The sequence below is a fragment of the Streptomyces sp. NPDC058877 genome, assembly GCF_042742855.1.
Lineage (GTDB): Bacteria > Actinomycetota > Actinomycetes > Streptomycetales > Streptomycetaceae > Streptomyces.
Window position 1 is genome coordinate 25,348 of the sequence record NZ_JBHYMF010000028.1, and the last position, 19,947, is coordinate 45,294.

The following is a 19,947-nucleotide window of genomic DNA, read 5'->3' on the forward strand; positions in this document are numbered from 1 at the left end:
TGCGCGGACGGTCGTTGACTGGAGGTAGGAATGCGTCGCTCTGCCGCAGGCAAGGTCTCCCTGCTCGCCGTCGCGGTGACGGTGCTCTCGCTGGGGGCCGCCGCGCCACCGACGGCTCCACCCGCGGCCCACCCGCCCGCCAAGGAACCGGTCGCGGTCGGATACGGCGGTGCCGTCGCCAGCGTCGACGCCGATGCTTCGGCCGCCGGCATCGAGGTGCTCCGCAAGGGGGGCAACGCGGTCGACGCCGCCGTCGCCGTGGCAGCGGCCCTCGGCGTCACGGAGCCCTATTCGGCGGGCATCGGGGGCGGTGGCTTCTTCGTGTACTACGACGCGAAGAGCCGTACCGTGCGGACGATCGACGGGCGCGAGACGGCGCCCCGCTCCGCCGGTCCCGACCTCTTCACGGAGGGCGGGACGCCGATCCCCTTCGCTGAGGGGCAGACCAGCGGCCTCGGTGTCGGCACCCCCGGCACCGCCGCGACCTGGAAGACCGCCCTCGACGCCTGGGGCAGCAAACGGCTCGCCACCCTGTTGAAACCCGCCGAGCGCCTCGCCCGCGAGGGCTTCGTCGTCGACGAGACCTTCCGCGCGCAGACCGCTGCCAACGAAGCCCGCTTCCGCGACTTCCCGGCCACCTCGGAACTCTTCCTGCCCGGCGGGCGACTGCCCGTGGTCGGCAGCACCTTCAAGAACCCCGACCTGGCCCGTACGTACGGGGTGCTCGGCCGCGAAGGCGTCGGCGCGCTCTACCGGGGGCCGCTCGCCAGGGACGTCGTGAACACGGTCCGCACCCCCCCGGTCCGTCCGGACGCCACCCGGAAGGTCCGCCCCGGAGACCTGACGGAGCGTGATCTCGCCGCGTACCGCACGGTGTTCCGCGCGCCGACCAGGGTCGCGTACCGGGGGCTCGACGTCTACGGCATGGCGCCGTCCTCCTCCGGCGGCACGAGCGTCGGCGAGGCGCTCAACATCCTGGAGGGCACCGACCTCGCCGGTGCCTCCCCGGCCGACTACCTGCACCGGTTCATCGAAGCCAGCCGCATCGCCTTCGCCGACCGGGGGCGCTGGATCGGCGACCCGGCCTTCGAGTCCGTTCCCACCCGGGGCCTGCTGTCCCAGCGGTACGCCGACTCCCGAGCCTGTCTGATCCGTGACGACGCCGTCCTCACCAGCCCCCTGGCGCCCGGCGACCCCGCGGACCCGGAGCCCTGTGCAGCCGGAGGGACGGCCGCCCCGACCACGTACGAGGGCGAGAACACCACCCATCTGACGGTGGCGGACAAGTGGGGGAACGTCGTCGCCTACACCCTCACCATCGAGTCCACCGGCGGCAGCGGCATCACCGTGCCCGGCCGGGGCTTCCTGCTCAACAACGAGCTGACCGACTTCTCCTTCGCCCCGGCCAACCCGGCCGTCCACGACCCGAACCTGCCCGGCCCCGGGAAGCGACCGCGTTCTTCGATCTCCCCGACGATCGTCCTTGACCGGCACCACCGGCCCGTCCTCGCGCTCGGCTCCCCGGGCGGCGCGACCATCATCACCACGGTCCTCCAGACCCTCACCGGGGTCGTCGACCGGGGCCTCCCGCTCGTCGAGGCGATCGCGACGCCACGCGCCAGCCAGCGCAACCAGACCACCACCGAACTCGAACCCGCCCTGTGGAACAGCCCGGTGAGGGAAGAGCTCGAAGCCATCGGGCACGGCTTCCGGCAGAATCCCGAGATCGGCGCGGCGACCGGCGTCCAGCGCCTCCCGGACGGCCGTTGGGTGGCCGCCGCGGAGACGGTCCGCCGGGGCGGCGGCTCGGCGATGGTGGTGCGGCCCGCGCCCTGACCCGCTACGGCACGGTGAGGACGCGCGGGCCCTCGTCCGTGATCGCCACCGTGTGCTCGACGTGGGCCGCGCGCGAGCCGTCGGACGTGCGGACCGTCCAGCCGTCCCGTGCGGTGTAGTGCTCGTCCGTCCCGCCGCCGATGAGCATCGGCTCGATCGCCAGCACCATCCCGTGACGCAGCTTCATGCCCCGGCCCGGGCGTCCCTCGTTGGGGACGCCCGGGTCCTCGTGCATGGTGCGGCCGATGCCGTGGCCGCCGAAGCCGTCCGGGATGCCGTATCCGGCGGCCCGGCAGACCCGGCCGACGGCGTGGGCGACGTCGCCGATCCGGTTGCCCACGACGGCGGCCCCGATGCCCGCCGCCAGGGCGTCCTGCGCCGTGCTGATCAGCCGCTCGTCCTCCGGCCGGCCCCGGCCCACCACGAAGCTCACCGCCGAGTCGCCCGCCCAGCCGTCCAGCGTCGCCCCGCAGTCCACGGACACCAGATCGCCCGCGGCCAACCGGCTTCCGTTCGGGATGCCGTGCACCACGGCGTCGTTGACGGACACGCACACGACCGCGGGGAACGGCACGGGCGCCCAGTCCGGGTGGTAGTCCAGGAAGGGCGAGCCCGCACCCGCCTCGGCGAGCACGCCGCGGGCGACCGCGTCCAGTTCGTCGAGCCGCACCCCGGGGGCGGCCTTCGCCCGTACGGCCGCGAGGGCGCGGGCCACCACCCGCCCCGCCTCGCGCATGGCCACCAGGGATTCATTCGTCTTGATCTTCACCATGGCCAATTATTATACCGGTATTAGTATGGGGTCATGGTGCGCACACCCCTGACCCCCGAAGAACGCGAGCGCGGCGAGCGCCTGGGACTGCTCCTGCGCGAGGCGCGCGGAGAGCGGACCATGGTGGAGATCGCCACGGCCGCAGGACTCTCCGCCGAGACCCTCCGCAAGATCGAGACGGGGCGGGCGCCGACCCCGGCCTTCTTCACGGTCGCTGCCCTGGCGGGGGTCCTCGGCCTGTCCATGGACGAGCTCGTGGTGCACTGCGCTCCGGCTCCCGTCTGAGTCGCCGAACCGGGGGCGCTCCCGCCCCTGCGGCGTCCACCGTCCGGGAGCCGTCGAGCCCCGTGGGGTCCCTGGCGGTGGATCCGGGTGGGGGCGAGGTTCCCCGCCCCGGCGCCCGGGGCAGGGCCTAGGCTGCCGGCATGATGCCCGAAGAGCTGCGGCGCGGCCGCTACATCAGCCTGACCACCTTCCGGAAGGACGGCACGGGAGTTGCGACACCCGTCTGGTACGAGGTGGAGGGCTCCGAGCTGTATGTCTGGACCCGTAGTGATTCCTGGAAGGTCAAGCGCCTGCGGAACGACCCCCGCGTCGAGTTCGCCCTCTGCGACCTGCGCGGCAACGTGGCCGAAGGTGCGGAGCGGGTCAAGGGCACGGGGCGGCTGGTGGAGGACGAGGAACTGCGTCGGATCCGACGCCTGCTGGCGCGCAAGTACACCTGGCAGTTCTGGCTCACCGATGTGCCGGGCATGATCCTTCGGCTCGGCAAGCGTCCGCACGCCGGGATCGTCGTCACTTTCTGACCCGTCACACCCAGTCGAAAACGGTCCGTAGTCGTCCCGTAACACGAATGCGGTCCAATGCCCGCGGCCGGAAGGTTCCAGTCGACGGCGGGGCAGGTGCGTATCGCATGACGGTGTATCAACTCCCGGTGGAAGTTGCTGCGTTCACGAGTTGGCTGACGGATCTGGTGGGCCGTGCCCGGCCAGACGCCGGCTGGTACGGAGTCTTCGCCGCGCGCGACCCCGAGGGCCTGCGCGCCTGCCTCGACGGGGCGGAGATCCTGCCCTGGGACGTCGTGGAATCGCTCCTCCAGGACGTGGGGGAAGTTGCCGGGGGGTCCTTCGCCGCTCGCGGCCGGGCCCTGTACGCGGAGGCCGCCGGAGCCCATGACCGGCGTCCCGGAGGGGTGGAGGCGCTCGCCGAGCGCCGACACCTGATGGAGGGCGAACGGCGGTACGCCGAGTCCCGCAGCCGCGAGCTCGGCGAACGGCTGCGCGCCGCCCCCGACCCGGACGAGGCGGCCCGGCTGGAGCACGACCTCGCCTGGGCCCTCGACGACCAGACCAGGGCGACCGCCCGCGTCACCGAACTGACGGCCCGACTCGCCCGACTCGACGGGGCGGTGGCGCGCCCGGCCGCCGGCTCCTCGGCCTCCGAGTCCTCCGCTGCCGCCCGCCCGGCGGCGGAAGTCCCGCCCGGAGCGCGGCCCGGCAAGCTCAAGCGGCGCCCCCGGGGAGCCCGGTACGCCTGGCTGGACGAGGAGGCCGAGGAGGTGGCGGAGGCGGTCCCGCTGCCCGCCCTCCCCACGGGGGGAGTGGCGCCCCGGGGGGCCAGGTTCGGGGGCGCCGTGGAATCGGACGGCGCGCCCGGAGTACGCGGTCCGGCCCCCGTACCGGATCCCGTCGAAGCCCGTCGCGCCGCCGCCAACGCGGTCTACGCCCTGCGTCGCCTCCGTTCCCAGGGACGCAGCGGCGAAGCCCATGCCCTCCTCTGCGAGGCCCTCGGCGGACCGCTCGACCGGCTGCCCGCCCTCGCGACGGAACTGCACCGGGCCGGGCTCGGCGCCGATTGGTCCACCTTGCTGTGGGAGGCGGCCTCGCTGCCGCCCGGTCGGCTCGCCGCCGTCGCCGGAGTCCTCGCCGACGCGGGCCGGGCCGCCGACTGCGAGCAGTTGCTCCGACAGGGCGTGGCGCGCCCGGTCGAGGAACTCGCCGGTGCGTGCGCCGCGCTGCACGCGGAGGAGCACCACCGCGAGGCACACGCCCTCCTCGTCGCGTTCGTCCGGGTCCGGGCCCCGGAGGACGCCGCTCGCCTCGCGGGAGCGGACCCGCACGGCCTGGTCCCCCAACTCCTCTCCGCCGCCCGGGTGGTGTCCACCTCTCGGGAACGCGATCTGCTCCACGCACTGAGGGTGGCAGGCCTGGCGGGGGCATGAGCCGGGGCGCGCCCCGCGCCGTGCATGGCGGTTCCCCTGTCGGGCGGCCCCCACCGGTGGGGGCCGCCCGGGAGAGCCGGGGTGGTGGGCCCCGTCCCGGGGGGCGTCGAGACGTGCCGGACCGTCCGGTCGTGGCGGGCGGCCGTCGGGCCTCCGGGGTCACGGGGGCGAGCGGTCGAGGAGCTTTCCGCCTGGTTCCGTACGTGTCGGTACGTGTCCGACGTGGACCAGTCGGGTATGAAACATGATCGACTCGGCCGCTTCACGGCGGCGGTCTTGCTCCGGGGTGTGACGGGGCTTACGTTCTCCTCCTACGCATCGCGTCTACGTGCGTAGAGGCTCTCTGACGCCGTGCCGAAGGAGCAGCTCATGACCGACGTCGTACGCGCCGCGCTCGTCCAGGCGACCTGGACCGGCGACACCGAATCAATGATCGCCAAACACGAGGAGCACGCCCGGGAAGCCGCCCGGCAGGGCGCCAAGGTGATCGGCTTCCAGGAGGTGTTCAACGCCCCCTACTTCTGCCAGGTTCAGGAGCCCGAGCACTACCGCTGGGCCGAACCCGTCCCGGACGGCCCCACCGTCCGCCGGATGAGGGACCTCGCCCGGGAAACCGGCATGGTGATCGTCGTGCCCGTCTTCGAGGTCGAGAGCGAGGGCTTCTACTACAACACCGCCGCCGTGATCGACGCCGACGGCAGCTACCTCGGCAAGTACCGCAAGCACCACATCCCCCAGGTCAAGGGCTTCTGGGAGAAGTACTACTTCCGTCCGGGCAACGCCGGCTGGCCGGTCTTCGACACCGCCGTCGGCCGGATCGGGGTCTACATCTGCTACGACCGGCACTTCCCCGAGGGGTGGCGTCAGTTGGGCCTCAACGGAGCCCAACTGGTCTACAACCCCTCGGCCACGCACCGGGGCCTCTCCTCCCACCTCTGGCAGCTGGAGCAGCCCGCCGCCGCCGTCGCCAACGAGTACTTCGTCGCCGCGATCAACCGGGTCGGCATCGAGGAGTACGGCGACAACGACTTCTACGGAACCAGCTACTTCGTCGATCCGCGCGGGCAGTTCGTCGGCGACGTCGCCTCCGACAAGGAGGAGGAACTCGTCGTCCGGGACCTCGACTTCGGCCTCATCGAGGAGGTCCGCCAACAGTGGGCCTTCTACCGCGACCGCCGCCCCGACGCGTACGAGGGACTGGTGCGGCCGTGACCAGCCTGTACGCCCGGCACAAGGCCGTCATCCCCGACTGGGTCTCCCTCTACTACCGCGACCCCATCGAGATCACCCACGGTGAGGGTCGTCGCGTCTGGGACGCCGAGGGACGCACGTACCTCGACTTCTTCGGCGGCATCCTCACCACCATGACCGCCCACGCCCTGCCCGAAGTCACCAAGGCCGTGGCCGAGCAGGCGGGGCGGATCATCCACTCCTCCACGCTCTACCTCAACCGCCCCATGGTGGAGCTCGCCGAGCGGATCGCAGGACTCTCCGGCATCCCCGATGCCCGGGTCTTCTTCACCACCTCCGGGACCGAGGCCAATGACGCGGCCCTCCTCCTCGCCACCACGTACCGCCGTTCCTCCCAGATCCTGGCGATGCGCAACAGCTACCACGGCCGTTCCTTCTCCACCATCGGCATCACCGGCAACCGCGCCTGGTCACCCACCGGCCTCTCCCCGCTCCACACCCTGTACGTGCACGGTGGCGTCCGCACCCGCGGCCCCTACGCCGCCCACACCGACGCGGGGTTCACCGAGGCCTGCGTCGCCGACCTCGAAGACCTCCTCGGCCACACCCATGAGGTCGCCGCCCTCATCGCCGAACCCGTACAGGGCGTCGGCGGCTTCACCTCCCCGCCCGACGGCCTCTACGCCGCCTTCCGCCGGGTCCTCGACCAGCACGGCATCCTCTGGATCTCCGACGAGGTGCAGACCGGCTGGGGGCGCACCGGCGACCACTTCTGGGGCTGGCAGGCCCACGGCCAGGCCGGACCGCCCGACATCCTCACCTTCGCCAAGGGGATCGGCAACGGCATGTCCATCGGCGGTGTCGTCGCCCGTGCCGAGGTCATGAACTGCCTCGACGCCAACTCCATCTCCACCTTCGGCGGTTCACCGATCACCATGGCCGCGGGCCTGGCCAACCTCTCCTACCTCCTGGAGCACGACCTCCAGGGCAACGCCCGCCGTGTCGGCGGTCTCCTCATCGAGCGGATCCGGGCCGCCGCCGCAGGAGTGCCGGCAGTCCGGGAGGTGCGGGGTCGCGGCCTGATGATCGGCATCGAGCTCACCGAGCCGGGCACCGACCGGGCGAATCCCGACGCGGCTGCCGCCGTCCTGGAGGCGGCCCGGGAGAACGGCCTGCTCATCGGCAAGGGCGGTGGACACAACACCAGCACCCTGCGCATCGCACCGCCGCTCTCGCTCACGGTGGCCGAGGCGGAGGAAGGCGCCGCGATGCTCGAACAGGCCCTCGCGACCCTCTAGCCCCGGGCCGGTCCGCGGCCTCGCCCCCTTGGCGTCCCTCCGCCAAGGCGCCTCCAAGCGTCGCGGTCCCGTGCCGGACAGGTCGTAGGAACCCGCAGCCCCTCTCGAAAAGGGAGAGTCCCGTGAGCACCCGTACCCTCGTCCGCGGCGGCCTCGTCGTCACCGCCGCCGACGAACTCCATGCCGACGTCCTGATCGAAGACGGCCGCGTCGTCGCCCTCGCGACCCACGGATCGGACACGGCGGCCGGCTGGACCGCCGACCGGACCATCGACGCCACCGACCGCTATGTGCTCCCCGGCGGCGTCGACGCCCACACGCACATGGAGTTGCCCTTCGGCGGCACCTTCGCCTCCGACACCTTCGAGACGGGTACCCGTGCCGCAGCCTGGGGCGGTACCACCACCATCGTCGACTTCGCCGTCCAGACCGTCGGCCACGGCCTCCGCGAAGGGCTCGACGCCTGGTACGCCAAGTCGGACGGGAAGTGCGCGATCGACTATGCGTTCCACATGATCATGTCGGACGTGAACGAGTCGACGCTGAAGGAGATGCCGAAGCTCATCGAGCACGGCGTGACCTCCTTCAAGCTCTTCATGGCCTACCCCGGCGTCTTCTACTCGGACGACGGGCAGATCCTGCGGGCCATGCAGGTGGCCGGCGACACCGGCGGGCTGATCATGATGCACGCCGAGAACGGCATCGCGATCGACGTGCTGGTGGAGCAGGCCCTCGCCCGCGGCGAGACCGACCCCCGCTACCACGGGGAGGTCCGCAAGACCCTGTTGGAGGCGGAGGCCACGCACCGGGCGATCCAACTGGCCCGGGTGGCGGGCTCTCCGCTCTACGTCGTGCACGTCTCGGCGCAGGAGGCCGTGGCGGAGCTGGCGGCGGCCAGGGACATGGGGCTGCCCGTCTTCGGCGAGACCTGCCCGCAGTACCTCTTCCTGTCCACGGACAATCTGGCGGAGCCGGACTTCGAGGGCGCCAAGTACGTCTGCTCGACCCCGCTCCGTCCGAAGGAACACCAGGCGGCGCTGTGGCGGGGGCTGCGGACCAACGACCTCCAGGTCGTCTCCACCGACCACTGCCCGTTCTGCTTCGTGGGGCAGAAGGAGTTGGGCCGCGGCGACTTCTCGAAGATCCCCAACGGCCTGCCGGGCGTGGAGAACCGCATGGACCTGCTCCACCAAGCGGTCGTGGACGGTCACATCTCCCGTCGTCGCTGGATCGAGATCGCCTGCGCCACCCCGGCGAGGATGTTCGGCATGTACCCGCAGAAGGGGACGATCGCGCCGGGCGCCGATGCGGACCTGGTGATCTACGACCCGCACGCCACACAGGTGTTGTCGGCCGAGACCCACCACATGAACGTCGACTACTCGGCGTACGAGGGCAGGACGGTCACCGGGCAGGTCGAGACGGTCCTTTCCCGCGGCGAACTCGTCATCGACCGGCGCACGTACGTGGGCCGTGCCGGACACGGCACCTTCGTGCCGCGTTCCACCTGCCAGTACCTGGGCTGAAGCGTCCCAGGACCGCACCGTAACGATTCGAACTTGGAGGTCCCGCGTGGACTTCGGACTCGTCCTGCAGACCGACCCGCCCGCCTCGCAGGTCGTCGGCCTGATGCGTCGGGCGGAACGCAACGGATTCCGCTACGGCTGGACCTTCGACTCCGCCGTGCTCTGGCAGGAACCCTTCGTCATCTACAGCCAGATCCTCGAACACACCACCAAACTGCACGTCGGCCCCATGGTGACCAACCCCGGCACCCGCACCTGGGAGGTGACCGCCTCCACCTTCGCCACCCTCAACGACATGTACGGCAACCGGACCGTCTGCGGCATCGGCCGCGGTGACTCCGCCATGCGCGTCGCCGGCCGCAAGCCGAACACCCTGGCCCGGCTCGGCGAGGCCATCGAGGCCATCCGGGACCTGGCGGAGGGCCGGGAGGCGCAGGTCGACGGCAACCCGGTCCGCATCCCCTGGATCAGGAACGGAAGGCTTCCGGTGTGGATGGCCGCGTACGGGCCCAAGGCCCTCGCGCTGGCCGGGCAGAAGGCCGACGGCTTCATCCTCCAGCTCGCCGACCCCTTCCTCACCGAGTGGATGGTCAAGGCCGTCCGGCAGGCCGCCGTCGACGCCGGCCGCGACCCCGACGCGCTCACCATCTGCGTCGCCGCCCCCGCCTACGTCACCGCCGACGACTCCCCGGAGGCGCTGGCCCACGCCCGCGACCAGTGCCGCTGGTTCGGCGGCATGGTCGGCAACCACGTCGCCGACCTCGTCGCCAAGTACGGCGAACACTCCTCCATGGTCCCCGAGGAGCTGACCGCGTACATCAAGGACCGGCAGGGCTACGACTACTCCCACCACGGCCGCGCCGACAATCCCGACACCGCCTTCGTCCCCGACGAGATCGTCGACCGCTTCTGCCTCCTCGGCCCCGCCGAGACCCACGTCGACAAGCTCCGCCACCTCAAGGACCTGGGCGTCGACCAGTTCGCGGTCTACGACATGCACGACAACCGCGAGGGCACCATCGACGCCTACGGCGCCGAGGTCATCCCGGCCCTCCGGTGACGAGGTTGCCCGGTCCGGGCGCCGAGGCAGCTGGATGACGGCCATCCACCCGTTCCGGATGACGCATCCCGTCAGGCGCGTCGCGATCCTTGCGCCTGCCGGGAAAGCCGCCGGCGCGGCGTCAGCGGTGGAAGGCGCCCCTCCAGGGTTCGTGCCGGTCGCGACCATGGCGAAGGGCATGTGCCGGTCAGTGCGTGAAGACGAACCCGGACGCCCTTCTTGCGGCACTGCCCGTGTTGATCGACGACCACGCGGCGCCCCGTCGCCGGATCGGGCGACCTCCGAAACTGACGGACGCCGGACCACTGTGCCCGGCCGTCGCCCGGGTCCTGCTCGGTTTCCCCCGGCCCGGCACTGGATCCGTTTCGCCCACGGCCACCCGGGGCATCCTCGGTCGCGCGCCTCAGCAGCCGGCGGTCCGCGCAAGGTTCGTGGCCGCCTCGCGGACCACCGCGGCGCTGTTGCGGAGGGCGGTGTCCCGGTCGACGAGCCCCCGCTCCTCCGACTGCGTGGGCGCGTCGAGGTCCACGACGACGTAGGGAGCCGTCGAGCCCATGCTGCGGGCACAGTCGACCGGCAGTGCGGCCTCGGCCCTCTCGGGGAGCGCCCAGCCGACGAATCCGGCGCCCAGAGGTACCGCACCCTTCGGCAGTCCAGGGGGGCCGGAGGCATCTTGAACGGTCAGCGAGTAGACCCGTCTTCCCGGACCACCGCCGGCATCGGCGCGCACCATCGAGCAGATCTTGAAGACCGCCCGGTCGCCCTGGCCGGGCCGCTCAAGCTCGTCCGCGGTGACGTCGCCGCCCTTGCCGTCGTCGATCAGCGCAGCCGTCGCCTGGCTGAGGGACCCGAAGCACAGGGTCTCCGGCGGGCGTGTCTTCTCCTCGCGCTCCGGCCAGAGGGTTGCTGCGAGAACGACGGCCGTGGCAACGCCGAGTACGGCGGTCAGCGGCAACCATTTCCTGTCCATCAGTCAGCGCTCGCCCATCTTCATGTCTGCGTCCTTGATCCCGTTCTGGTACCACTGCTCGGCGGTCGGCTGAAGACGGTCCTCGAACTCACCGGGAGTGGAGTCCAGCTCCGATGGCGCGAGTCTCCGCTCCATCGCGGCTTGGCGCAGTATGGCGTACAGCTCCCTTTGACCGTCGTCGTCATGATTGATCATGTTTTCACGGGTCGCGGCGTCGACTTTGGCGTTCGCATCGGTCATGTACGCGGTCGTGCCCGCATCGACGATGCGCTGGCCCCCGTCTCCGACGAACGGGACGGGGGTCAGCAGCCTGCCGTAGACGTGACGGTCGGACTCGCGCCGCGCTCGCCGGTGTGATGCGAGCTCGACCGCGAGGGCACTCAGACGCTCCGTCGACAGACCGCAGAAGGCGTAGGGGGACATGGCCGCGCGGGCCTGACCGAGGTGCGCACCCGGACAACATGGTGGTTCACCCGTGAATCACTACCCGTGTGAAGACACGGTCAGACGGGCTGCCGCGGCTCGACCCGGTTGCCTTCGGGATCGGTGACCCAGCCGAACCGGCCGACGCCCTCCACGTCCTGGATGTCCTCCGACACGTCCGCTCCCTTGGCACGCAACTGCGCGAGCATCGCGTCCAGGTCGCGGACCCGGAAGTTGAGCAGGGTCTGCTGAGAGCGGGACCCAAAGTAGTCGGTCTCGGACTCGAACGCAGCGAACACCGTCGGCCCGGCTTCCTGCCGCCACAGGCCGTGCTCGTCAGCATCCATGCCCAGGCAGTCGAGGTACCACGCGTTCAGGGCCTTCGGGTCGGCAGCCCGCATGAAGTAGCCACCAATTCCAAGCACACGTTCCATGTCGTCATCCTGCCAGGACGACGACCGGGAAGGCGCAGCACCACTACCCGCCTCACCCCGGACCAATCGCGGGGCAACCCGTAAATCCTCAGGTGGTTCGTCCCGGCCGACGAGCTTCTTCGGGTCCCCGGTGCCGACGTCGTGGTCGAGGCCGTGCGCACCGTTTTCGAGCGGCTCGTCGGGGTCGAGCAGAAGCCGGCCGACGACCCCTTCGCTCCACCGCCGACGAGGCGAACCACCGTGGGGTTCCCGCCTTCTTGACGCCCCCTCCCCGCGCGAGGAGACTCCGCACGGTCAAGAACCCCACGCCCTCCGCACGGCCTCGTTCCGTCCCCCGAACGAAGGGTTCCGTCCATGACCACGACCGCCTCCTCCGGAAGACCCGAAAGCTCCGACACGAGCACCGGCCGCATCGAGCTGGCGCCCGGCGCGGCCCCCGCCGACCCCCGCTTCGTCAACGAGGACCTGCTTCCGGTCCCCGTCTCCGGGCGCCGCTGGACGACGTACAACTTCACCGCCCTCTGGGTCGGCATGGCCCACAACATCCCTTCCTGGATGCTCGCCTCCGGTCTCGTCGCCCTCGGCATGGACTGGAAGCAAGCCGTCCTCACCATCGCCCTCGCCAATGTCGTCGTGCTCGTGCCGATGCTGCTCACCGGACACGCGGGCCCCAAGTACGGCATCCCGTTCCCGGTCCTGGCCCGTGCCTCCTTCGGACTGCGCGGGGCCAACCTGCCCGCCCTCGTCCGGGCCGGAGTCGCCTGCGCCTGGTTCGGCATCCAGACCTGGATCGGCGGTCAGGGCATTTTCATCCTCCTCGACAAGGCCGTCGGCGGCGGCTGGGCCGGGGCGTCCCGGATCGGCGGTCAACCCTGGACCCTCTGGGTCTGCTTCGTCCTCTTCTGGGCACTCGAACTCGCCATCATCTACCGGGGCATGGATGCCCTGCGGCGCTTCGAGAACTGGGCCGCGCCCTTCGTGATCGTCGGCGCGTTCGCGCTCCTCGCCTGGATCACGGTCAAGGCGGGCGGCCTCGGACCGCTCCTCGACCAGCCGTCGAAGCTGGGATGGGGCGCGGACTTCTGGCCGGTCTTCTTCCCGGCCCTGATGGGGATGATCGCCTTCTGGGCCACCCTCAGCCTCAACATCCCCGACTTCACCCGCTTCGGTGCCGGTCAGCGCGCCCAGGTCCTCGGCCAGAGCCTCGGACTGCCCACCACCATGACCCTGTTCGCGCTGCTCTCGGTGCTCGTCACCTCCGGCTCTCAGGCCGTGTACGGGGCACCCCTCTGGGACCCGGTGGCGCTCGCCGCCCGGACCGACAACGTCTTCGGGCTCCTCTTCGCCCTGGTGACCGTGCTCGTCGCCACCCTGTCGGTGAACATCGCCGCGAACGTCGTCTCCCCGGCGTACGACCTCGCCAACCTCGCCCCGGGACGGGTGAGTTTCCGCACGGGAGCGCTGATCACCGGAGTCGTCGGGGTGCTGATCATGCCGTGGAAGCTCACCGCCACCCCGGAGCTGTACATCTTCACCTGGCTTGGGCTGGTCGGCGGCCTCCTCGGCACGGTCGCCGGCATCCTCATCGCCGATTACTGGCTCGTCCGCAGGACCGTCCTCGACCTCGAAGGGCTCTACCGGGCCGACGGTCCCTACTGGTACCGCGGAGGGTGGAACCCGGCCGCCGTCCTCGCCTTCGCGGTCGGCGGCGTCCTCGCGGTCGGCGGATCCCATTCGGCCCCGGGCACCGGCCCGTTCCCCGCGGACGGACTGATTCCCTTCCTCAAGCCGCTCGCCGACTACGGCTGGGCCGTGGGGCTCGCCGCCGCACTGTTGCTCTACACCGCCCTCATGGGGCGGGGGGCAGCGGCCCGGTGGTCCTCCCGATCCAGCTGAGGTGGGACCAGACGCGGGTGTTCACGGCGGGGGTGTCGGTCGCGCACCCCTTGCCGTAGGACACGAGCCCGATCAGGTACGGCCTGCCGGCCACCGAGCGGACCAGGGGGCCGCCGGAATCGTACTGGCAGGTGTCGCGGCCGGGCGTGTACGTGCACAACTGGGCGCTGGTGACCCGGGGCACGCCCCGGGCCCCGCACGCCGCATTGTCCATGGTGTCGAGGAGCACGGTCCGCAGGACGTCGGAGGTCCGCCCGCCGAAGGAGGTGGCGCCCCAGCCGGGGGCCTCGACCCGGGTGTGGTCGAAGGAGTCGTGGGCGTACCCGGCTGGCAGGGCGACCGGGCGGACGTCGCGGTTGAACACGACCGGTTCGGCCAGCCGCACGAGGGCGATGTCGTCGCGCTGGGCGGCCGGATCGTAGCCCGGGTGGGTGAGGAACGCCGCAGGGGCCACCAGCACCGCGTTCGGACTCTCGTCCCCGCGCGTCAGGTCGTGCTCGCCGAGGAGCACACCGACCCGCGCGGTGTCGCCGTACGAGCCGGTCAGGCAGTGGGCGGCGGTGAGCACCCAGCGGTCGCCGATGAGCGCCCCGCCGCACATCACCCGCCGTTCCGCCAGGTCCACGAGCCCGGCCATGAACGGGTACTGGTGGGGACGGGCCTCGTGCCCCCCGACGACGGCGCGCGCCGGCACCGGGCCGAGCGGGCCCGTCGCCAGCAGCGCCCCCGCGAGCGCGGCCGTGAGCTTCCTCGCCCATCCCATGGGACCTCCGAACCGTCGTCGACCTCGTGTCCGGGCGGTCGGCGTGCGGAGACGTTTCCTCAGCCCCGGTCCCGTGTGGGCATCAACGAACCGGGCCGAGTCTGGTCACTCCCGCGGGAGGGGCCGGCCCCGCCGGCGGGACCGTCCGTGCCCCGGGTGACGGGCGACGGCGGCCCCGCGGGGCACCGGCACCCCGCAGCAACCGTGCGGAACGCACGAGGCCGTGGGGTTCCCCCCGGGGAAACACGGGGTGACAAGTGCGGCATTCCGGTTGTCGGCGGCCCGTGCTTAGCTGGAGGCATGATCCAAGACTTCCTTGAGCACGTCCTCGGCGGCGGCACGACCGAGGTGGAGGAGGCCGTTCGCAAGGCAGCCGCCGCCGAGATCACGCCCCGCTTCCGGCAACTGGCCAGCGACGAGATCATCGAGAAGAACGGGCCGCACGACCTGGTCACGGTCGCCGACCGGGCCGCCGAGGCCCACCTCACCAGGTCCCTGACCGCCCTGCTGCCCGGCTCGGTGGTCGTCGGCGAGGAGGCCGTCCACGCCGACCCCACGGTGTACGAGGCGCTGCGCGGTGATGCCCCCGTCTGGATCGTGGACCCCGTCGACGGCACCCGCCAGTTCGTCCACGGCGATCCCGCCTTCTGCACCCTCGTCGCCCTCGCCCACCGCGGAGAGGTCCTCGCCTCCTGGACCTTCGCCCCCGCCCTGGAGGAGTTCGCCGTCGCCGTGCGCGGTCGCGGCGCCACGCTCAACGGACGGACGATACGCTCCGGCTCGCCGGCACCCGGAGCGGTCCTTGAGGTGGCCACCTCGCACCCCGACTACACCAGCCCGGAGCAGAAGCAGGCCCTGCAGGGCCTCGACGTCGAGGGCGTCCGTCCCCGCCCCTGCGGCTCGGCCGGGCTCGAGTACCTCGCGGTGGCGCGCGGGACGCTCGACGCGACCGCGTTCTCCTGGGAGTACGCGTGGGACCACGCGGCCGGGCTCCTCCTGGTCGCCGAGGCGGGCGGTGCGCACACCACGATCGCGGGCCAGCCGTTCCGCATCGCCGGCGGGAACGCGCTGCCGTTCACGACCGCCCGGGACGCGGCGACCGCCGAGCGGATCCGGGGGCTCCTCGGGGGCGGGTGAGGCCCGTCGGACACGCGGCCTATCCTGGGACCCCGGCCGTCGGCTGACGAAGGAGTCCGAAGGTGACGAACGAGACGTCGATGCTCGATGCCGTCGTCGTGGGGGCGGGGCCCAACGGACTGACCGCCGCCGTGGAACTGGCCCGGCGGGGGCTGTCCGTGGCCGTCTTCGAGGCCAAGTCCACCGTCGGAGGCGGCGCCAGGACCGAGGAGCTCACCCTTCCCGGCTTCCGTCACGACCCGTGCTCCGCCGTGCACCCCCTCGGTGCGGGCTCGCCCGTGTTCAAGACGATGCCGCTCGACCGGTACGGCCTGGAGTGGCTCCACCCCGAACTGCCCATGGCCCACCCCTGGGACGACGGCACCGCGGCCGTCCTGGCCCGCTCGGTGTCCGAGACGGCGGTCTCCTTCGGGCCCCGCGACGCGGGGGCGTACCGCCGTCTCGTCGCGCCCTTCCTCGGCAAGTGGGACACCCTCGCGGCGGACTTCATGCACCTGCCGCTCACCGCACTGCCCCGCGACCCGGTCACCCTCGCCCGCTTCGGCATCGCCGGCCTCCCGCCGTCCACGTGGCTGATGCGCCGGTTCCGGGACGAGAAGGCCCGGGGACTCTTCGCCGGGCTCGTGGCCCACGTCATCGCCCCGCTCGGCGGGTTCGCGACCGGTGCGGTCGGCCTGGTCTTCGCGCTCGCCGCGCACGCCGGCGGTTGGCCGATGCCCCGGGGCGGCTCGCAATCGATCTCCGACGCCCTCGCCGCCTACCTCAAGGATCTCGGTGGTGCCGTCCACACCGACTTCGAAGTGAAGCGGCTCGACGACCTGCCGCCGGCCCGCGCCTACGTCTTCGACACCTCGCCCACCGCCCTCGCCAGGATCGCCGGCTTCGGCAGCCACTACGACCACTACGCGTACGGCGCCAGCGCCTTCAAAATCGACTACGCGCTGGACGGCCCCGTGCCGTGGACCGCGGAGGAGGCACGCCGGGCCGGCACCGTCCAGGTCGGTCCCACCTCCGGGGAGATCGGCGCCGCCCTCCGGCAGGCGTCCTCCGGCACCGCCCCCGAGGTCCCGTTCCTCATCACCGCCCAGCCGAGCCTCGTGGACGCCTCCCGCGCCCCCGAGGGCAAGCACGTGTTCTGGGCGTACGGGCACGTGCCGAACGGCTGGCGGGGCGACCTCACCGAGGCGATCGAGCGGCAGATCGAGCGCTTCGCGCCCGGCTTCCGCGACCGCGTCCTGGCCCGTGCCACCGCGGGTCCGCCCGAACTCGCCGAGCGGAACGCCAACTACGTCGGCGGTGACATCGCCTGCGGAGCCGCCCGGGGCCTCCAACTGGTGCTGCGTCCCACCCTCTCCCTCCGCCCCTATGCGACCCCGCACCCGGCGGTCTTCCTCTGCTCCTCCGCGACTCCACCCGGACCCGGCGTCCACGGCATGTCCGGGCACAACGCGGCGAAGGCCGTCTGGCGGAGCCTGCGAAAATAGACTGGCCCCCATGGCCAAGTACTTCGACGTGCATCCCGACAATCCCCAGCCCCGCACCATCGGCGCGGTGGCCGACTCCATCCGGAACGGGGCGCTCGTCGCGTACCCGACCGACTCCTGCTACGCACTCGGCAGCCGGATCGGCAGTCGGGACGGCATCAGCCGCATCCGGGCCATCCGCGACCTCGACGACCGGCACCACTTCACCCTCATGTGCGCGAACTTCGCCCAGCTGGGCCAGCTCGTGCACATCGACAACGACGTCTTCCGCGCGGTGAAGGCCGCCACGCCCGGGGCGTACACCTTCATCCTGCCGGGCACGAAGGAGGTGCCGCGCCAGTTGCTGCACCCCAAGAAGAAGACGGTCGGGGTCCGCATCCCCGACCACGTCGTCACCCAGGCGCTCCTCGCCGAACTCGGCGAGCCGCTGCTCTCCAGCACCCTGCTCCTGCCGGACGAGGCCGAGCCGCTCACCCAGGGCTGGGAGATCAAGGAACGGCTCGACCACCAGGTGGACGCGGTGCTCGACTCCGGCGAGTGTGGCACCGAACCCACCACCGTCGTCGACTTCTCCAGTGGCGAGCCCGAGATCGTCCGGCGCGGGGCGGGAGACACCTCCCGCTTCGAGTAGCCGGGGCGTGCGGCGCCCGTCGGCAGGACTTCCCCGGCGGGCCGAGACCGTCGCACGCTGCCCGTGCACGTCCGTGCACGCGCGCCGTGCGGAGGGGCACACCCGTGATCGTGATCGCCCCCGTCGACGACATCCGCATCGACGGGGGCCGGCGCTGCGCCGGCCCCCGCTCCTCGTGCGGCCGGAGGCACCGACCGGGCGGGCATCGGTGGAACCCGCTGCCCGTCGAGGGACGTCCATGTCGTTTTCTCGCCAGCCCGTGCACCGCCCGTCCACGATCCTTGATCCATGCACACCGATACCGAGGGCTGTGTGCGGGCCGTTCAGTCGAAGGACGCCCGCTTCGACGGCGTGTTCTTCACCGCCGTCCGCACCACCCGGATCTACTGCCGCCCCAGCTGCCCGGCCGTCCCGCCCAAGCCCGAGAACATGGAGTTCCACCCCAGCGCCGCCGCCTGCCAGCGCGCCGGTTACCGGGCCTGCAAACGGTGCCGGCCGGACAGCAGCCCCGGATCGCCCGAATGGAACGTCCGTGCCGATGCCGTCGCCCGCGCCGTGCGCCTCATCCAGGACGGGGTCGTCGACCGCGAGGGCGTTCCCGGGCTCGCCCGGCGACTCGGCTGGTCCACCCGCCAGATCGAGCGCCAACTCCTCGCCGAACTGGGCGCCGGCCCCCTCGCCCTGGCCCGTGCCCAACGCGCCCAGACCGCCCGGCTGCTCATCGAGACCACCCCGATGCCCTTCGGGGAGGTCGCCTTCGCGGCCGGTTTCTCCTCCATCCGCACCTTCAACGACACCGTCCGCCAGGTCTTCGCCCTCACCCCCGGCGAACTCCGCGCCCGCACCGTCCGCAGAGCGGCGTCACCGCCCCCCGCCACCCCCGGGGTCATCAGTCTCCGGCTGCCGTTCCGCGCCCCGTTGGAACCCTCCAACCTCTTCGGGCACCTCGCCGCCACCGCCGTCCCCGGCGTGGAGGAGTGGCGCGACGGCGCCTACCGACGGACCCTGAGGCTTCCGCACGGCCACGGCATCGTCGCCCTCGCCCCGTGCGCCGACCACATCGTCTGCCGGCTCTCCCTCACCGACCCGCGCGACCTCCTCCACGCGATCAGCCGCTGCCGCCGGCTCCTCGACCTCGACGCCGATCCCGTCGCCGTCGACGAGCGGCTCCGGGCGGACCCGCTGCTCGCCCCGCTCGTCGACGAGGCACCCGGCCGCCGGGTGCCCGGGACCGTCGACCCCGCGGAGTTCGCCGTGCGGGCCGTTCTCGGCCAGCAGGTCTCCACCGCCGCCGCCCGCACCCACGCCGCCCGCCTGGTCACCGCGCACGGCACTCCGGTCGAGGATCCCGAGGGCGGCCTCACCCACCTCTTCCCGGACCCCGGAGCGCTCGCCGCCCTCGACCCCGAGTCCCTCGCCCTGCCCCGCAGCCGCCGCACCACCCTCCTCACCCTCGTCCGGGCGCTCGCCGAGGGCTCGCTCCCGCTCGGCCCCGCCGACGACCGGGAGGAAGCCCGAGCCCGGCTGCTCGCCCTGCCCGGCTTCGGTCCCTGGACGACCGAGATCATCGCCATGCGGGCCCTCGGCGACCCCGATTCCTTCCTCCCCGGCGACCTCGGCGTCCGCCGGGCCGCGGAAGGACTCGGCCTTCCCGGCACCCCGGCCGCCCTCACCGCACGCGCAGCGCACTGGAGACCCTGGCGCTCCTATGCCGTCCAGTACCTCTGGGCCACCGACGACCACCCGATCAACCACCTGCCCGCGTAAAGGACCCGCTCTCGTGCCCACCGTCCAGCACACCGTCGTGGACAGCCCCTACGACCCGCTCACCCTCGTCGCCGTCGACGGGGTCCTCAGCCGCCTCCACATGACCGGTCAGCGACACCGCCCGCCCGAGGAGACCTTCGGCGATCCCGATCCACGCCCCTTCGGCGAGGCGATCCACCAGCTCGACGCCTACTTCACGGGTGAACTCACCCAGTTCGAGCTGCCGTTGCACCTCGTCGGCACCCCGTTCCAGCTGAAGGTCTGGGAGCTGCTGCGCCACATCCCGTACGGGGAGACCCGGAGCTACGGGGAACTCGCCGAGGAACTCGGCAGCCCCGGTGCCTCCCGGGCCGTGGGCCTGGCCAACGGCAAGAACCCCGTCGGCATCATCGTTCCCTGTCACCGGGTGATCGGTGCGGGCGGCGGTCTCACCGGATACGGGGGCGGCTTGGACCGCAAGCGACGACTGCTCGCCTTCGAGGCGGGCACGGCAGCGCCGGACGCCCTCTTCTGAGCGGCACCGCACGCCGCCGCCCTT

Annotated in this window: 19 protein-coding genes; 14 read left to right on the forward strand and 5 right to left on the reverse strand. The window is 72.0% G+C overall.

Annotated features, from left to right (window positions below; genetic code table 11):
• Positions 1-30: 30 nt before the first annotated feature.
• The gene (ggt, locus tag ACFW2Y_RS09640; protein WP_384875931.1) at positions 31-1,836 is read left to right on the forward strand and encodes a gamma-glutamyltransferase; all 1,806 of its coding nucleotides are present in this window, start codon (positions 31-33) and stop codon (positions 1,834-1,836) included.
• A 4-nt stretch (positions 1,837-1,840) separates the two neighbouring features.
• Here ggt and map read toward each other — a convergent pair whose 3' ends face one another.
• On the reverse strand, positions 1,841-2,608 hold the full coding sequence (gene map, locus ACFW2Y_RS09645) for a type I methionyl aminopeptidase (protein ID WP_384875933.1): 768 nt from the start codon (positions 2,606-2,608) through the stop codon (positions 1,841-1,843).
• A 33-nt stretch (positions 2,609-2,641) separates the two neighbouring features.
• On the opposite strand from map, the gene ACFW2Y_RS09650 reads away from it, so the two are divergent.
• The 7 genes from ACFW2Y_RS09650 to ACFW2Y_RS09680 all read left to right on the forward strand — a co-directional run bounded on the left by ACFW2Y_RS09650 (position 2,642) and on the right by ACFW2Y_RS09680 (position 9,904).
• Complete coding sequence (locus ACFW2Y_RS09650) at positions 2,642-2,893, forward strand: helix-turn-helix domain-containing protein (RefSeq protein ID WP_384875935.1); 252 nt, start codon at positions 2,642-2,644, stop codon at positions 2,891-2,893.
• Positions 2,894-3,033: 140 nt separating this feature from the next.
• Positions 3,034-3,414 carry a PPOX class F420-dependent oxidoreductase gene (locus ACFW2Y_RS09655; RefSeq protein ID WP_384875937.1) on the forward strand — a complete coding sequence of 127 codons (381 nt, stop codon included), beginning with the start codon at positions 3,034-3,036 and terminating at the stop codon, positions 3,412-3,414.
• Between the two features lie 107 nt (positions 3,415-3,521).
• Positions 3,522-4,829 carry a UL36 very large tegument protein gene (locus tag ACFW2Y_RS09660; protein WP_384875938.1) on the forward strand — a complete coding sequence of 436 codons (1,308 nt, stop codon included), beginning with the start codon at positions 3,522-3,524 and terminating at the stop codon, positions 4,827-4,829.
• Between the two features lie 369 nt (positions 4,830-5,198).
• On the forward strand, positions 5,199-6,041 hold the full coding sequence (locus tag ACFW2Y_RS09665) for a nitrilase-related carbon-nitrogen hydrolase (RefSeq protein ID WP_384875940.1): 843 nt from the start codon (positions 5,199-5,201) through the stop codon (positions 6,039-6,041).
• The gene (locus ACFW2Y_RS09670; RefSeq protein ID WP_384875942.1) at positions 6,038-7,318 is read left to right on the forward strand and encodes an aspartate aminotransferase family protein; all 1,281 of its coding nucleotides are present in this window, start codon (positions 6,038-6,040) and stop codon (positions 7,316-7,318) included. The genes ACFW2Y_RS09665 and ACFW2Y_RS09670 overlap by 4 nt, the downstream gene beginning before the upstream one ends.
• Before the next feature lie 122 nt (positions 7,319-7,440).
• On the forward strand, positions 7,441-8,844 hold the full coding sequence (gene hydA, locus ACFW2Y_RS09675; RefSeq protein WP_384875944.1) for a dihydropyrimidinase: 1,404 nt from the start codon (positions 7,441-7,443) through the stop codon (positions 8,842-8,844).
• 46 nt (positions 8,845-8,890) lie between these two features.
• On the forward strand, positions 8,891-9,904 hold the full coding sequence (locus ACFW2Y_RS09680; RefSeq protein ID WP_384875946.1) for a TIGR03842 family LLM class F420-dependent oxidoreductase: 1,014 nt from the start codon (positions 8,891-8,893) through the stop codon (positions 9,902-9,904).
• 403 nt (positions 9,905-10,307) lie between these two features.
• Here the strand turns inward: ACFW2Y_RS09680 and ACFW2Y_RS09685 are convergent, their stop codons facing one another.
• The 3 genes from ACFW2Y_RS09685 to ACFW2Y_RS09695 all read right to left on the reverse strand — a co-directional run bounded on the left by ACFW2Y_RS09685 (position 10,308) and on the right by ACFW2Y_RS09695 (position 11,731).
• Entirely contained in the window at positions 10,308-10,874 is a 567-nt protein-coding gene (locus tag ACFW2Y_RS09685) for a hypothetical protein (RefSeq protein WP_384875948.1), read from the reverse strand.
• Positions 10,875-10,877: 3 nt separating this feature from the next.
• Positions 10,878-11,297: a hypothetical protein gene (locus tag ACFW2Y_RS09690; protein ID WP_384875950.1), complete on the reverse strand. Its 420-nt coding sequence runs from the start codon at positions 11,295-11,297 to the stop codon at positions 10,878-10,880.
• An 80-nt stretch (positions 11,298-11,377) separates the two neighbouring features.
• Positions 11,378-11,731 (reverse strand): VOC family protein, encoded by a 354-nt coding sequence (locus tag ACFW2Y_RS09695; RefSeq protein WP_384875952.1) that lies wholly within the window; start codon positions 11,729-11,731, stop codon positions 11,378-11,380.
• A gap of 354 nt (positions 11,732-12,085) precedes the next feature.
• Here ACFW2Y_RS09695 and ACFW2Y_RS09700 point away from each other — a divergent pair, with 354 nt between their 5' ends.
• A complete protein-coding gene (locus ACFW2Y_RS09700) occupies positions 12,086-13,627 on the forward strand; it encodes an NCS1 family nucleobase:cation symporter-1 (protein WP_384875954.1) in 1,542 nt (513 codons plus the stop codon).
• On the opposite strand, the gene ACFW2Y_RS09705 is transcribed toward ACFW2Y_RS09700, so the two are convergent.
• Positions 13,581-14,390 (reverse strand): serine protease, encoded by an 810-nt coding sequence (locus ACFW2Y_RS09705; protein WP_384875956.1) that lies wholly within the window; start codon positions 14,388-14,390, stop codon positions 13,581-13,583. The two genes, ACFW2Y_RS09700 and ACFW2Y_RS09705, sit on opposite strands and share 47 nt — an antisense overlap.
• Before the next feature lie 300 nt (positions 14,391-14,690).
• On the opposite strand from ACFW2Y_RS09705, the gene ACFW2Y_RS09710 reads away from it, so the two are divergent.
• The 5 genes from ACFW2Y_RS09710 (at position 14,691) to ACFW2Y_RS09730 (ending at position 19,923) form a co-directional block, all read left to right on the forward strand.
• The gene (locus ACFW2Y_RS09710) at positions 14,691-15,527 is read left to right on the forward strand and encodes an inositol monophosphatase family protein (protein WP_384875958.1); all 837 of its coding nucleotides are present in this window, start codon (positions 14,691-14,693) and stop codon (positions 15,525-15,527) included.
• An 80-nt stretch (positions 15,528-15,607) separates the two neighbouring features.
• Positions 15,608-17,011, forward strand: a complete 1,404-nt coding sequence (locus tag ACFW2Y_RS09715) for a phytoene desaturase family protein (RefSeq protein ID WP_384875987.1) — start codon at positions 15,608-15,610, stop codon at positions 17,009-17,011.
• Positions 17,012-17,021: 10 nt separating this feature from the next.
• Positions 17,022-17,642, forward strand: coding sequence for an L-threonylcarbamoyladenylate synthase (locus ACFW2Y_RS09720; protein WP_384875959.1), 621 nt, complete (start codon positions 17,022-17,024; stop codon positions 17,640-17,642).
• Between the two features lie 288 nt (positions 17,643-17,930).
• Entirely contained in the window at positions 17,931-19,409 is a 1,479-nt protein-coding gene (locus tag ACFW2Y_RS09725; RefSeq protein ID WP_384875961.1) for an AlkA N-terminal domain-containing protein, read from the forward strand.
• On the forward strand, positions 19,351-19,923 hold the full coding sequence (locus ACFW2Y_RS09730) for a methylated-DNA--[protein]-cysteine S-methyltransferase (protein WP_384875963.1): 573 nt from the start codon (positions 19,351-19,353) through the stop codon (positions 19,921-19,923). Before ACFW2Y_RS09725 ends, ACFW2Y_RS09730 begins: the two co-directional genes overlap by 59 nt.
• The last annotated feature ends 24 nt before the right edge of the window (positions 19,924-19,947 follow it).